Annotated in this window: 13 protein-coding genes; 8 read left to right on the top strand and 5 right to left on the bottom strand. The window is 72.2% G+C overall.

Annotated elements, in window-relative coordinates; all coding sequences use genetic code 11:
- The 5 genes from ACSNN9_RS10600 to dnaA all read right to left on the bottom strand — a co-directional run bounded on the left by ACSNN9_RS10600 (window position 1) and on the right by dnaA (window position 6,430).
- Window positions 1-615, bottom strand: a complete 615-nt coding sequence (locus tag ACSNN9_RS10600) for a DUF721 domain-containing protein (RefSeq protein WP_436672862.1) — start codon at window positions 613-615, stop codon at window positions 1-3.
- Window positions 605-1,738 (bottom strand): DNA replication/repair protein RecF, encoded by a 1,134-nt coding sequence (recF, locus tag ACSNN9_RS10595; protein ID WP_436672861.1) that lies wholly within the window; start codon window positions 1,736-1,738, stop codon window positions 605-607. Before recF ends, ACSNN9_RS10600 begins: the two co-directional genes overlap by 11 nt.
- Window positions 1,739-1,754: 16 nt before the next feature.
- Window positions 1,755-2,627, bottom strand: a complete 873-nt coding sequence (gnd, locus tag ACSNN9_RS10590) for a phosphogluconate dehydrogenase (NAD(+)-dependent, decarboxylating) (RefSeq protein WP_436672860.1) — start codon at window positions 2,625-2,627, stop codon at window positions 1,755-1,757.
- A gap of 41 nt (window positions 2,628-2,668) precedes the next feature.
- On the bottom strand, window positions 2,669-3,802 hold the full coding sequence (gene dnaN, locus ACSNN9_RS10585; RefSeq protein WP_436672859.1) for a DNA polymerase III subunit beta: 1,134 nt from the start codon (window positions 3,800-3,802) through the stop codon (window positions 2,669-2,671).
- A 789-nt stretch (window positions 3,803-4,591) separates the two neighbouring features.
- Window positions 4,592-6,430: a chromosomal replication initiator protein DnaA gene (gene dnaA, locus ACSNN9_RS10580; RefSeq protein WP_436672858.1), complete on the bottom strand. Its 1,839-nt coding sequence runs from the start codon at window positions 6,428-6,430 to the stop codon at window positions 4,592-4,594.
- Window positions 6,431-7,065: 635 nt separating this feature from the next.
- Here dnaA and rpmH point away from each other — a divergent pair.
- The 8 genes from rpmH (at window position 7,066) to ACSNN9_RS10540 (ending at window position 13,361) form a co-directional block, all read left to right on the top strand.
- A complete protein-coding gene (rpmH, locus tag ACSNN9_RS10575) occupies window positions 7,066-7,203 on the top strand; it encodes a 50S ribosomal protein L34 (RefSeq protein WP_089002791.1) in 138 nt (45 codons plus the stop codon).
- A 36-nt stretch (window positions 7,204-7,239) separates the two neighbouring features.
- The gene (rnpA, locus tag ACSNN9_RS10570; RefSeq protein ID WP_436672857.1) at window positions 7,240-7,656 is read left to right on the top strand and encodes a ribonuclease P protein component; all 417 of its coding nucleotides are present in this window, start codon (window positions 7,240-7,242) and stop codon (window positions 7,654-7,656) included.
- Between the two features lie 44 nt (window positions 7,657-7,700).
- Window positions 7,701-7,940, top strand: coding sequence for a membrane protein insertion efficiency factor YidD (yidD, locus tag ACSNN9_RS10565; RefSeq protein WP_357866897.1), 240 nt, complete (start codon window positions 7,701-7,703; stop codon window positions 7,938-7,940).
- 3 nt (window positions 7,941-7,943) lie between these two features.
- Entirely contained in the window at window positions 7,944-8,924 is a 981-nt protein-coding gene (gene yidC, locus ACSNN9_RS10560; protein WP_436672856.1) for a membrane protein insertase YidC, read from the top strand.
- A 214-nt stretch (window positions 8,925-9,138) separates the two neighbouring features.
- Entirely contained in the window at window positions 9,139-9,729 is a 591-nt protein-coding gene (locus tag ACSNN9_RS10555; RefSeq protein ID WP_358082451.1) for a protein jag, read from the top strand.
- Between the two features lie 247 nt (window positions 9,730-9,976).
- The gene (gene rsmG / locus ACSNN9_RS10550) at window positions 9,977-10,690 is read left to right on the top strand and encodes a 16S rRNA (guanine(527)-N(7))-methyltransferase RsmG (protein WP_436672855.1); all 714 of its coding nucleotides are present in this window, start codon (window positions 9,977-9,979) and stop codon (window positions 10,688-10,690) included.
- A gap of 277 nt (window positions 10,691-10,967) precedes the next feature.
- Window positions 10,968-12,284 (top strand): AAA family ATPase, encoded by a 1,317-nt coding sequence (locus ACSNN9_RS10545; protein ID WP_436672853.1) that lies wholly within the window; start codon window positions 10,968-10,970, stop codon window positions 12,282-12,284.
- 27 nt (window positions 12,285-12,311) lie between these two features.
- Window positions 12,312-13,361: a ParB/RepB/Spo0J family partition protein gene (locus tag ACSNN9_RS10540; RefSeq protein ID WP_436672852.1), complete on the top strand. Its 1,050-nt coding sequence runs from the start codon at window positions 12,312-12,314 to the stop codon at window positions 13,359-13,361.
- Window positions 13,362-13,785 lie beyond the last annotated feature (424 nt).

Raw genomic sequence — 13,785 nt, 5'->3', positions numbered from 1 at the left:
TCAGCCGTAGGTGTCGCGGGGGCCGCGGCCACGGACCCGGCGCGGGCCCTTCGACCAGGACGGCGCCGCGGGGCCGTGGATGTGCAGCTTGCGCACCACGTTGTGGCCGACCTCGCTGGCAATCTGCTTGAGCAGCGAGCCGGCCAGCAGCCGCAGCTGGGTGGCCCAGGCGGTCGAGCGGGCCTCCACGGTCAGCTCGCCGTCCTCCAGCTTCACCGGCCGGCTGTGCTGGGCCACCTCCGGGCCGACCACCCGCTCCCAGGCGCCGAACACCGTCGCCTCGGCCGCCGGCTGCTGCCAACCGCGCGCCTTGACGAGCCGGTTGAGCACCGCGCCGAGCGGCTGCGGATCGCGGGGGTCCGGCCCCGGGCCGGAGTATCCACGCAGACGCCGCTGGCCGCCCTCGCCGTCGCCGCCCCCTCCCGGGGCACGCCGACGCGTGCGGGCCGCCGACTCCCGGCGGGCCCTCGCCGCGTCCAGCACCGCCCGCGCCAGTTCCGGGCCACTCGCCCCGGCCGCCGCGCCGCCGCCCGCCGCGTCGCCGGTGTCCCCGCCGGTCGGTCCGCCGCCACGGCCCGGGCCGAGACGGGCCGGCGGAAGCTGCTCATCCGACACGTCGCACCGTCCCCTCGCCCACGGTGTACCGGGCGCCGCGCAGGGACACCGGCACGTCCTCGTCGACCGCACAGGTCACCAGCAGCTGACTCGCCCCGCCCACCAGCTCCGCCAGCCGCTCCCGCCGCCCGGCGTCCAGCTCGGCGAAGACGTCGTCGAGCACCAGCACCGGCTCGATGCCGTCGGAGCGGAGCAGGTCGTAGCCGGCCAGCCGCAGGGCCAGGGCGTACGACCAGGACTCGCCGTGGCTGGCGTACCCCTTGGCGGGCAGCGGGCCCAGCGTCAGCGCCAGCTCGTCGCGGTGCGGGCCGACCAGGGTGGTGCCCCGCTCGACCTCGGCGCCCCGGGACTCGACGAGCGCGGCGGTCAGCGCCTCCGTCAGCGCCTCCCGGTCGGTGGTGGGCTCCGCCAGCTCCACCGACGGCCGGTACGCGATCCCGGCGGCCCCCCGTCCCGCCGCCACCGCGTCGTACGCCTTCGTCACGTGCGGGCCCAGCGCGGCGACCAGCTCCAGCCGGCCGGCGAGCAGCTCGGCGCCGTGCCGCGCCAGATGGGTGTCCCAGACCGCCAGGGTCGACAGGTCCCCGCCCCGCGACCCGCCCGTCTTGCGGGCCAGGTACGCGGTGCGCAGCAACGCGTTGCGCTGCTTGACCACCCGCTCGTAGTCGGCCCGCACCCCGGCGTACCGGGGCTGGCGGCTGACCAGCAGGTCGTCGAGGTAGCGGCGGCGCTCGGCCGGGTCGCCCCGGACGAGTTCCAGGTCCTCCGGGGCGAACAGCACGAGCCGGAGCGCGCCGAGCACGTCCCGCGCCCGGCGGGCCGGCGAGCGCCCCAGCCGAGCCCGGTTGGCCTTGCCCGGCACGATCTCCAGCTCCACCAGCAGCTCGCGCCCCTCGTGCGCGACCGCACAGCGGATCACCGCCGAGGAGGCGCCCATCCGGACGAGGGGGGCGTCCGTGGCGACCCGGTGCGAATCCAGGGTCGCCACGTAGCCCAGCGCCTCGACCAGGTTCGTCTTGCCGACGCCGTTGGCGCCGGTCAGGACGTTCGCCCCCGGCTCCAGGTCCACGCCGACCCGCTCGTACGAGCGGAAGTCGACCAGTTCGAGCCGGCGGACGTACACAGGCTGTGGATGCCCGTCAGCGCTTGCGGACGGCATGCCCGCCGAACTGCTGACGCAGCGCGGCGACGGCCTTCATGGCCGGCGAGTCGTCCTGGCGGGAGGCGAAGCGGGCGAAGAGCGAGGCGGTGATCACGTTCAGCGGCACGGCCAGCCGGACCGCCTCGTCGACCGTCCACCGGCCCTCGCCCGTGTCCTCCGTGTAGCCGCTCAGCTCGGCCAGCTCCGGGTCCTCGTCGAGGGCCCGGTCCAGCAGGTCGAGCAGCCAGGAGCGGACCACGGTGCCCTCACGCCAGGACTTGAACACCCCCGGCACGTTGGTGACCAGCTCGGACTTGGCCAGCAGCTCGTAACCCTCGGCGTAGGCGTGCATCAGGCCGTACTCGATGCCGTTGTGCACCATCTTGGCGTAGTGCCCGGCGCCGACCGGCCCGGCGTGCACGAAGCCGAACTCGCCCTCCGGCTTCAGCGACTCGAAGATCGGCATGAGCCGGTCGACGTGTTGCTGGGCGCCGCCGACCATCAGCGCGTAGCCGTTCTGCCGGCCCCAGACGCCGCCGGAGACGCCGACGTCGAGGTAGCCGATGCCGCGCTCGTTCAGCCGCTCGGCGCGGGGCGCGTCGTCGCTGAAGCGGGAGTTGCCACCGTCGATGATGATGTCGCCCTCGCCGAGGACGTCGGCGAGCTCGTCGATGGTCGCGTCGGTGACGCCGGCGGGGACCATGACCCAGATCGCGCGGGGCGACTCCAGCTTCTCCGCCAGCTCCGCCAGGGTCGCGACATCGGTCAGCTCCGCGTTGTGGTCGAAGCCGACCACCTCGTGCCCGGCGGCGCGCAACCGCTCGCGCATGTTGCCGCCCATCCGGCCGAGCCCTACCAGGCCGAGCTGCATGTGTTCCTACCTCCGTGCGTCGGGGTCTTCTCGGGGTGCGATCAGCGGGAGACGCGGATCGGCATGATGAGGTATCGGTACCCGGGGATGACCTCGCCATCCTCACCGGCGGGCGAAATCACCGCGGGCTTGAAGGCGTCGACGAACGAGAGCACGGCGAACTGGGCCCCCAGGTTGGTCAGGCCGTCGATCAGGTACTGGGGGTTGAAGCCGATGGTCAGCGGGTCACCACTGAAGGTGGCCTCCATCGCCTCGCTGGCCCGCGCCTCCTCGGTGCCGCCGGCCTCGACGACCAGGCCGTCGGCGCTGAAGCTGAGCAGCACCGGGGTGGTCCGCTCGGCAACCAGGGCGACCCGCTTGACGACCTCGATCAGGGTGCTGACGGGCACCCGCGCCTCGGCGTTGTGGGTGGCCGGGAAGAGCGAGCGCACCGGCGGGTAGTTCGCCCCGTCGAGCAGCCGGCTGGTGGTGCGCCGGGTGCCACCGGCGAAGCCGATCATCCCCTCGCCGGCCGCGCCCTGGGAGAGCGCCATGGTGACCTGGCCACCGATCGGGCCGAGGGCCTTGGCGGTGTCGTGCAGGGTCCGGGCCGGCACGAGGGCGTTGATGCTCACCTCGGGGTCGTCCGGGTTCCACTCCATCTCGCGCAGGGCCAGCCGGTAGCGGTCGGTGGCGAGCATGGCCAGCGTCCCGCCGGAGAGCTCGAGGCGTACGCCGGTCATCATCGGCAGCGTCTCGTCGCGGCCCGCGGCGACGGCGACCTGGGCGACCGCCGAGGCGAAGGCGGCCGCGTCGACGGTGCCGGTGCTCTCGGGCATCTCCGGTAGGGCCGGGTAGTCCTCGACCGGCATCGTGGGCAGGGTGAACCGGGCGCTGCCGCAGACCAGTTCGAGGTGGGCACCGACGGCGGCGATGTCCACCGGCTTGGCGGGCAGCGCCTTGGTGATCTCGGCCAGCAGCCGGCCGGAGACCAGGGCGGCGCCGTCGGCGTCTCCCTGCACCTCGACGGTGACCTGGCTGGAGACCTCGTAGTCGAAGCCCGAGACCTGCAGGTTGCCGTCGGTGACGCGCAGCATCACGCCTGCGAGCACCGGTACGGACGGCCGGTTGGGCAGGCTCTTCGCGGTCCAGGCCACGGCCTCGGCGAGCGCGTCGCGCTCCACTCGGAACTTCATCAATGCCTCCGCGTCGACGTCAGCGACAACTCTCTCATGCCGACCGCTGCCTACCGACCCGCCTGTCCGTGCGGGTACCCATCGCACCTTAGGGCGCGTGGGCATCGGCTGTGCGCCCGACCCCGTGGACTTCCCCGGTGCCGGCCAGCCGCCCACGGCGGCGTTCCGGCCGATCCACAGGAAGTCCAACGGTGATGATTGGTTTTTGTTGTCTTAGAAGAGATAACTCGTCATCTTCATCGCACCTGTGCAAACTGTGGAGAACCCGCGTCTGCGCAGCTCAGACACGTTATCCACCGGTGGTTTACCTGTGGAGAACCCGGGGTACAACTCGTGTCCCGGTCCACAGGCGGCCGGCGCCCCCAGGTTGTCCACCGTTGTCCACCGGTTATCCACCGGTAATCCACCGACTTTCTCCCCAGTCCTGTGGACAGGCGGAAGCCGGGCGGAGGGCGTCATCCCCAGAACCTTCAACAGGTTCCCCACAGGCCGACCGTCGTCGGTGGACAACCAGCGGGTTGTCCCCAGGCGTCCACAGGCTCGTCCCCAGGGTTTGTCCACAACCTGTGGGTAACCGGGACGTGGACGGACGGTAGTTTTCCACAGCCGGTGGACAACGAGCTGTGGACAACGATCCGGGCGGTGGACGGACACGGCTCGGATCCTGTGGTCTCCACCATGTCGAGGGTCAAGCCGGACCGGCTGTGGCGAAAGAAAAATGCCCGGCCGGGTGGTCCGACCGGGCGCGTTCCTTGCCCCTCTCCGCCCCGAGCGGGCGGGCGTCACCGCTCAGGTGTTCTGCTTGATCCGGTTGGTCAGCTCCGCGATCTGGTTGTAGAGCGACCGGCGCTCGGCCATCTGCTGGCGGATCTTGCGGTCGGCGTGCATCACCGTGGTGTGGTCCCGGCCACCGAAGGCCTGCCCGATGCGGGGCAGCGACAGGTCGGTCAGCTCCCGGCACAGGTACATGGCCACCTGGCGGGCGTTCACCAGCACCCGGGAGCGGGAATGGCCGCGCAGGTCCTCCAGGCTCACCCCGAAGTAGTCGGCCGTGGAGACCATGATCTGGTCGGCGGTGATCTCCGGCCCGGTGCCGTCCGGGATGAAGTCCCGCAGCACCTCCTCCGCCAGCGACAGCTCGACCGTGGATCGGGTCAGGCTGGCGAACGCCGTCACCCGGATCAGCGCGCCCTCCAGCTCCCGGATCGAGTTCGACACCCGCGAGGCGATGAACTCCAGCACGTCCGGTGGGGCGTAGAGGCGCTCCTGCGCCGCCTTCTTCTGCAGGATCGCGATCCGGGTCTCCAGGTCCGGCGGCTGGATGTCGGCGAGCAGCCCCCACTCGAAGCGGGTACGCAGCCGGTCCTCCAGCGTCGCGAGCTGCTTGGGCGACCGGTCGGAGGTGATCACGATCTGCTTGTTGGCGTTGTGCAGGGTGTTGAACGTGTGGAAGAACTCCTCCTGCGTGCGCTCGCGGTTCTCCAGGAACTGGATGTCGTCGATCAGCAGGATGTCGACGTCGCGGTAGCGCCGCTGGAACGCACTGGTCTTGTCGTCCCGGAGCGAGTTGATGAAGTCGTTGGTGAACTCCTCGGTCGAGACGTACCGGACCGAGCGCGCGTTGCCCAGCGTCGTGGCGTAGTGCCCGATGGCGTGCAGGAGGTGCGTCTTGCCCAGCCCCGAGCTGCCGTAGATGAACAGCGGGTTGTACGCCTTCGCCGGCGACTCGGCGACCGCGACGCTCGCCGCGTGGGCGAAGCGGTTGGACGAGCCGATGACGAACGTCTCGAACATGTACTTCGGGTTGAGCCGGTTGCCGCCGCTGTCGGCGCCGGGCATGCGGCGGTCGTCCCGGCCACCGGGCCGGTGATCCGTGCCACCGCGTCCGGGCCCGTTGTCGGTGCCGGTGTCGCGGGGCAGGGCCCGGATCACGTGCTGGTCGCGGGGGGAGGCGGCGTCCTCGCGGTAGCGCGGCTCGTACCCCCGGGTGTCGGCGGTCGGCGGGTCCAGTCGGGCGGCCTGCTCGTCGTAGCCCCGGCGCTCGGCCGGGTGCCGCAGCGGAGTCGACCGGTCGGGGCGCGGCGGCTCGGCGAAGACGGTACTGAACAGGGCCTCCTGCCCGCCCCGCTCGCCCTGCCGGTGGTGGCCGTCGTCGCCCGGGGCCGGGGACGCCGCGTCGGGCCGTCGCTGGGGGTGTGCCTGCTCGGGGATGAGCGGCGGCTGCCCGGCGTCGAGGGCCCCGCCGTCGCGCTGCCCGGCCATCCCGTCGTAGGCCGCGTCGTAGCCGAGCGGCCCGCCGTCGTGGTCGGCGGGCCCGGGCTCGGGAACGCTGCGGTAGACGGTCCCCGCCGGGCGGCCGGAGCCGTCCTCGGGCACGCGCACGGTCACCGCGACCTGGATGGGGCGGCCCAGCCGGCGGGTGAGCGCGTCCGTGATCGCCGGGCGCAGGCGGGACTCGATCACGTCCCGGGTGAAGGCGTCCGGGACGGAGAGCAGGGCGGTGTCCTCGACGATGGCCCGCAGCCGGGTCAGCCGCAGGTACGCGCGCTGCTGCGCGGAGATGATCTCGTCGGCGAGCTCGTCGGTCGTCGCTGTCCACACCGCGGCAAGGTCGGTCGTACCGGTCACCGTCGTGCCACCCCCCTCGCCTCTGCTCCGCCGACGCCGCCGTCTTCTCCGGTCGGCCGTCCCGGGCCCGCCGCGTTCGCGCGGGTGGAAACGACACCCACCGGACGGCCGACCGGTCCTCGTCCACAAGTTATCCACAGCCTGTGTACGCACCGATTGTGGCCGCCCGCCGGATGCGGGTCGGACCTGCCCCCTGCCTGAACGGGCGCTGAAGCGGGTTCACCGTGCCGAACGATTCACTGCCTTGTCCGGTCTTGCCCGCCGGCGACGACCGGACCTTTCGACGCTGACCGCAATCGGGCACGGTAACAGCGTTGTCGGCGCGCCATCAACCGCCGACGCGCGGCGGCCCTTGTCGACATCAGCGAAAACCGCCGCTTCGGTCGCCGGAGAGGCCCGGTGTCCGCCCTGCTGGGAGTGTTTGACGGTGGTTGCCGCCCTGCGTAGGCTGGAACGGCTGCTCTCTCGCCCTCTGCTAGGGTGATAGGTGCTTGCTGTCCGCGGTTGCTTCCCCGCATCGCCGAGGTTCCGCGCCGCCGGGCAGCACCGATCGGGGGCCACCGCCGAGGTGGCCTGGACCACCACACGATCCCGGCGACCCCTCGCCCGGGGCGTACGAAAACGGAGAGCCTGACGTGAGCAAGCGCACCTACCAGCCGAACAACCGCCGGCGCGCGAAGACCCACGGCTTCCGGCTGCGCATGCGCACCCGTGCCGGCCGCGCCATCCTTTCGACCCGTCGCTCCAAGGGCCGCGCCCGCCTGTCGGCCTGAGGCCGACCGGGTCAGGTCCGGGGGACGTGGGCAGTCGTGCTGGCGGCCGCACAGCGACTGCGGCGCAGCACTGACTTCGCCGCAGCGGTCCGGGGTGGCCGACGCGCCGGCCGTGGCGCGCTCGTCGTCCATCTGAGCCTGCCGACATCCCCCGATCCCGCGACAGCAACCTCGCCGGAGCCGGCGCGGAGCAGCGGTACGGAGCAACCCTCCGCACCAGCCCGCGCCGGCTTCGTCGTGTCCAAGGCCGTCGGGAACGCCGTGGTCCGCAACCGGGTCCGGCGTCGCCTGCGGCACCTGGTCCGCGAGCGGCTGGCCGGTCTGCCCACGGGAAGCACCCTGGTCGTACGCGCGCTGCCCGCCGCGGCCGACGCGTCGTACCCGCGACTCGGCGCCGATCTGGACGCGGCCATCGCCGCCGCGAAGGCGCCCCGCGGCCGGCGGTCCCGGTGACCAGCGGACCGACCGAGCCCCGGCCGACGACGATCGGTGCCCGGGTGCTGAGCGGGCCGGTCATCGCGTACCGTCGGTGGATAAGTCCGGCTCTGCCGGCCCGCTGCCGGTTCTACCCGTCGTGCAGTGCCTACGCCCTGGAGGCGGTGGCGGTGCACGGCGCGATCCGGGGAGCTGGCCTGACGGCCCGGCGGTTGTTGCGCTGCCACCCCTTCCACCCAGGTGGACACGACCCGGTGCCGGAGCCGGGCGGCCGCCGCCGTGCCGATGTGACTGGAGCCTGAGAATTGAGTCTCGACTGGATCTACTACGCGATTTCGTGGATCCTGCTGGCCTGGCATGGGGCCTGGGACGCCATCGGGGTGCCGGACGCGGCGGTGATCGGCACCAACTGGGCCTGGATCCTCGCCATCGTCTTCCTGGTGGTCACCGTCCGGGTGATCCTCTTCCCGGTCTTCGTCAAGCAGATCAAGTCGCAGCGCGCGATGCAGGCGCTCCAGCCGCAGGTGAAGGCGCTGCAGGAGAAGCACAAGGGTGACCGGGAGACGCTCCAGAAGGAGATGATGGAGCTCTACCGGAGGGAAAAGGCCAACCCGCTCATGGGCTGCCTTCCGATGTTCCTCCAGATCCCCGTCTTCCTGGGCCTCTTCCACGTGCTCCGCCGCCTCGACCCGGCCAACGGGGGCAAGACCCTCTACGGCTGGACGCTCGGCCAGTTCGAGAGCGCCTCGGCCGCGAAGCTCTTCACCGCCCCGATCGCCGGCAAGTTCGGCTCCACCGCCGATGAGCTGGCCCGGCTCGGTGCCAACGGCACCACCGTGAAGGTCATCGCCGGCATCCTGGTCCTGGTGATGATGGGCACCACCTACCTCACCAGCCGCCAGATGATCCTCAAGACCGGCTGGGCCGAGGACCCGCAGCAGCGGATGATCCAGAAGCTGATGCTCTACGGCATCCCGCTGTCGCTGCTCGTCTCCGGCGCCATCTTCCCGATCGGTGTGATCATCTACTGGGTCACGAACAACCTCTTCACCCTCGGCCAGCAGCAGTGGGTGCTGCGGAAGTTCCCACCGCCGCAGACCGCCACCAGCAAGCCGGGCACCTCGGCCCGCAACCCCGTGCAGCCGGCGAAGACGGGCGGCCTGCTGGGTCGCGGCAAGTCGGCCCCCCCGGCCCCGGCCAAGCCGGTCGCGCCGAAGGTCGCCGGTCCCAAGCCGGGCGCCAAGCCGGTCAACCCCAAGAAGGGCCCCGCCAAGCGGCAGGGCTGAGGACATCGGGCCGCCGTCGGGAGACCGGCGGCGGCCCGTTCCGCACCGCGCAGCCGCCGTACGGCCGGCGCCGGGCGGAACCGCCGCGCACGGCGCGGCCCACGGGCGAGACTGCCCGTACGACAGACGTGCCCGTGGGCACCGGCGACCTCCCGCCGGCCCCGGGAAACCAGCGGACCCGACGGTCCGGCCGAGCGAGTACGGAGATGAGACCGTGACCGACACCAGCACCCCCCGCGCGGACCAGTCCCTGGACGAGGAGGGGACCGAGCCGACCGCGGTGAACGGCGAGACCGAGGAGACCGACGAGGAGTCGGGCACCCGGGAGAAGAAGGCCGTCGGCGAGAGCGAGCTGTTCCGGCAGAGCGAGATCGCGGCCGACTACGTCGAGGGCCTGCTCGACATCCTCGACTACGACGGCGACATCGACGAGCTGGTCTCCGGCGGCCGTCCCGTCGTCGAGGTGGTCGGCGGCCGGTTGCAGAACCTGGTCGGCCAGCGCGGCGCCACGCTGGAGGCGCTCCAGGAGCTCGCCCGGCTGGCCGTCTTCCGGCAGACCGGCACCCCGAGCCGACTGCTGCTCGACGTCGGCGGCTACCGGGCGACCCGTCGCAAGGAACTCGCCGCCGTCGCCAAGAACGCCGTCGAGAAGGTCAAGGAGCACGGCGAGCCCGTGCGCCTGGAGCCGATGTCCGCGTTCGAGCGCAAGTGCGTACACGACGTGGTCAACGCCATGAGCGGCGTGGAGAGCGAGTCCGAGGGCGTCGAGCCGAACCGCCGCATCATCGTCCGGCCGGCGGACTGACCGGGTGACCCACGACGACACCACGGCCGGCGCCGTGGACGGCCCGGGTGGCACGCCGCCCGGGCCGTCGCCTGTCCGGCCCGAGCCGACCCTGACCCCCGACGCCGCTACTCCTTCGGCCGTGGCTCCAGAGGGCGCGCCGTCCCCGGCTGAGGCTTCGGAGGGCGCGCCGTCCCCGACCGACGCCGCCCCGGGCACGCCGTCCCCGGCCGAGGCTTCGGAGCGCGCGCCGTCCCCGACCGACGCCGTGCTTCCGCCGGAGCTGGCCGGTGCGGCGCGCACCCTCTTCGGCGACCGGATCGACCTGGCCGCCGCGTACGCCGAACTGCTCGCCACCGACGGCGTGGTCCGCGGCCTGATCGGTCCGCGCGAGGCCCCCCGGATCTGGGATCGCCACCTGCTCAACTGCGCGGCGGTGGCAGAGCGGATTCCGGAGGGCGCGACGGTGCTCGACGTCGGTTCCGGGGCTGGGCTGCCCGGCCTGGTGCTGGCCATCGCGCGACCTGACCTGACGGTGACCCTGATCGAACCGCTCTCCCGGCGCACCTCCTTCCTCATCGAGGCGGTGCAGCACCTCGGGCTGGCGAAGATGGTCCGGGTCTTCCGGGGGCGGGCCGACGAGGCGGCGACGGGGTCGACGGGCATCGGCCCGTTGAGCGGGGACGTGGTCACCGCCCGCGCCGTCGCGCCGCTGGACCGGCTCTCGACGTGGTGCCTGCCGCTGGTCGTTCGCGGTGGTCGGCTGATCGCCCTCAAGGGCGCGTCCGCCGCCGACGAGGTTGCCGAGCACGCACAGACCGTGGCCCGGCTCGGCGGCGGCGAGCCCGAGCTGCACCGCTGCGGCGAGGGAGTGATCGATCCGCCGACGACGGTGGTGGAGATCGTGCGGGAACGCGTGGTCGGTCCGACCCGGCCGAAGGCCGCGAAGAGGTCGCGCGGCGGCCGGTCGCGGCGGCGTTGATTCCCTCCCGGACACCCGCGCCGGATGCCCGCGTACCGGCTTCCCGTCCGGCGGTTGCGTCGTTGAACCGGTACGGGTGGACGGAAGGATGAGAACCCGACGTGGACCGGCTGCGCCCGTGAGCCGTAGGCTGGCTGCGCGTCGATAGTGTGGAGCGGACGGCGACGGACGTTCACCGGTCCCGCCGCTCCCGCCGGGCCGTATGCTCCGCGGCGCGATCGCGTACGGCCAGTTGACGGGGTGCGGACCGACCATCCGAAGCGGGCAGGGATGACAGGTGCATGACGACGGAAGGTACGACGATCCACGCGTGACCGGGTCAGCGGGCGGCCCCGTTTCACGTGAAACCGACTACCCGAGCTGGTCGCCCGACGGGCCGTCCCGCGGCCACTCGATCCGGCCGCCGGACGGCGACGCGGCCGTCCGACCGGTCGGTGTCGAGCCGATCGTGCCGGAGCCTCCGGCGACCCGCGCCACACCCGACGTGCCGCGGGCCGGCAATTCGGCCGGCGGCCGGGTGATTCCCATCCGGCGCAACGCCTCGGCCTCGGCCCGGTTCGAGTCCGCCGTGCCGCAGCAGCCCACCCCGGACTCCGTGCCGGACGCGACCCCCGAACCCGTTCCCGTCACCGACACGTCCGCGCCCCTGGTCGGCTCCCCCGGAGCCACTGCCGCCGAGGCCGCGTACGTTTCACGTGAAACCCCGACGCGCGAAGAGGATGACCCACCGTTGGCTATGGAGGCGATGCGCGCCGTGCAGATCCTTAATCCGAGTGGCGAGGTGACGATGCCTCGTCCGGAACGGACCAGGGTCATGTGCGTCGCGAACCAGAAGGGCGGCGTGGGGAAGACCACGACCACGGTGAACCTTGCGGTGGCGCTCGCCCTGCACGGCAACCGGGTGCTGGTGGTCGACCTGGACCCGCAGGGCAACGCCTCCACCGGGCTGAACGTCCCGCACCATACCGGGGTGCCGGACGTCTACGACTGCCTCATCAACAGCGTGCCGCTCGAGGAGGTAGCCCAGGGCGTAGAGGGCATCCCCAACCTCTGGTGCGTACCGGCGACGATCGACCTCGCCGGCGCGGAGATCGAGCTGGTGTCGGTGGTCGCCCGCGAGTCCCGGCTGGCCCGGGCCATCGCCGCCTACCCCGGTCACTTCGACTACGTCTTCATCGACTGCCCGCCCTCGCTCGGCCTGCTCACGGTCAACGCGCTTGTGGCCGCGCAGGAGGTGCTCATTCCGATCCAGTGCGAGTACTACGCGCTGGAGGGGCTGAACCAGCTGATCAACAACATCAACCTGGTTCGCCAGCACCTCAACCCCAAGCTCGACGTCTCCACCATCCTGCTCACCATGTACGACCGGCGTACCCGGCTGGCCGACGCCGTGGAACAGGACGTGCGGAACCACTTCGGCGACAAGGTGCTCCAGGCGGTCATCCCCCGCAACGTCCGCGTCTCGGAGGCACCCAGCTACGGCCAGTCGGTGATGACCTACGATCCGGGATCGCGGGGGGCGACGAGCTACTTCGAAGCCGCCCAGGAGATCGCCGAGCGTGGCATCAAGGAGCCGGTGGGCCGGAATGCGTAGTGCGGAACAGTCGCTGGGAGGCGTGGCATGAAGAACCGTCCTCGGGGCGGTCTGGGACGGGGCCTGGGGGCGCTCATCCCGACCGGACCGGCGCCGACCGCCGTGATCGAGCCGAGCGAGGCCGTCGAGCCGGCGGTGACGGCCGAGCCGTCGGCCGGTGTCGCCGCCGGTGCGTTCGCGGCGGAGGCGGTGCCCGCCGCGGCGAGCCCGCCCGTGACGGCGCAGCCCGAGCCGCAGCCCGAACTCAGCCCGGTGCCGGGTGCCCGGTTCGCCGAGATCCCGGTCGACGCGATCGTGCCGAACCCGAAGCAGCCCCGCCAGGTCTTCGACGAGGACGCCCTGGAGGAGCTGAAGACCTCGATCCAGGAGGTCGGCTTCCTCCAGCCGATCGTCGTACGGCAGCTCGACGAGGAAAAGTACGAGCTGGTCATGGGCGAGCGGCGCTGGCGGGCCGCGCAGGCTGTCGGGCGGGAGAGCATCCCGGCGATCGTCCGGGACACCCGCGACGACGCCATGCTCCGCGACGCGTTGCTGGAGAACATCCACCGGGCGAACCTGAACCCGCTGGAGGAGGCCGCCGCGTACCAGCAACTGCTCGACGAGTTCGGCGCCACCCACGAGGAACTCGCCCGGCGCATCGGGCGGAGCCGGCCGCAGATCTCGAACACCATCCGGCTGCTCAACCTGCCCGCCCCGGTGCAGAAGCGGGTCGCGGCCGGCGTCCTTTCCGCCGGGCACGCCCGGGCGCTGCTGAGCCTCGACGAAGCCGAGGCGCAGGAGCAGCTCGCGCTCCGGATCGTCGCCGAGGGCCTCTCGGTCCGCGCGACCGAGGAGATCGTAGCGCTGGCCCTGAGCGACGGTACGAGCAAGAAGGAAGCGGCCAAGCGTCGCCCAAAGCCCCACGCCCCCGCCCTCACCGATCTGGCCGACCGGCTCTCCGACCGGTTCGACACCCGCGTGAAGGTGGACATCGGCCGGAGCAAGGGCAAGATCACCATCGAGTTCGCGACGGTGGACGACCTGGAGCGGATCGTCGGCATCATCGGCGTCGGCCAGGAGGAGGAGCCGGAGGCCTGACTTCGCCAGGGCTTCGCTCCACGATCGGTTCAGCGCCGCAGCGAACGCAGCACCAACGGCCGCGTGACCCTCCCGGTCACGCGGCCGTTCCACGCGCTGCGGTCGAGCCACCGGCCGCACGTCGACTCGCGTGTACGGGAGCGGGAACGACGGCCGGCGTTTCACGTGAAACGTGGGACGCGGGCGGGACGGTGCTTGAGCCGCCCTCACCGTTTCACGTGAAACCCGTCCGCTCCCGGCGGCCGGCGGCGGGGCGGCTCGACCCGAGTCGAGGAGCGAGCTGCTCAACCCGCCCGTCATCTGAAGGTCCCATCAGTGCCGGGGCGCGCGCCCGAGGCGGAAGTCCGCCCTTGAAGGGACGGCGCCCCGCCCTCAGCGCCCTCAGTCACCGTTGAGGCCCAGGCGCTTGGTGCCGGTCCCCCCC

The organism is Micromonospora sp. URMC 107, assembly GCF_051386315.1.
Classification (GTDB): Bacteria; Actinomycetota; Actinomycetes; order Mycobacteriales; family Micromonosporaceae; genus Micromonospora.
The sequence above is the reverse complement of the archived record's forward strand: the minus strand, read 5'-3'. Positions and strand labels throughout refer to the sequence as shown.

What these genes read in the sequence shown, in the direction of transcription:
- gnd (WP_436672860.1), bottom strand. Translation starts at nt 2,627, where the DNA reads ATGCAGCTCGGCCTGGTAGGGCTCGGCCGGATGGGCGGCAACATGCGC.
- dnaN (WP_436672859.1), bottom strand. Translation starts at nt 3,802, where the DNA reads ATGAAGTTCCGAGTGGAGCGCGACGCGCTCGCCGAGGCCGTGGCCTGG.
- ACSNN9_RS10540 (WP_436672852.1), top strand. Translation starts at nt 12,312, where the DNA reads ATGAAGAACCGTCCTCGGGGCGGTCTGGGACGGGGCCTGGGGGCGCTC.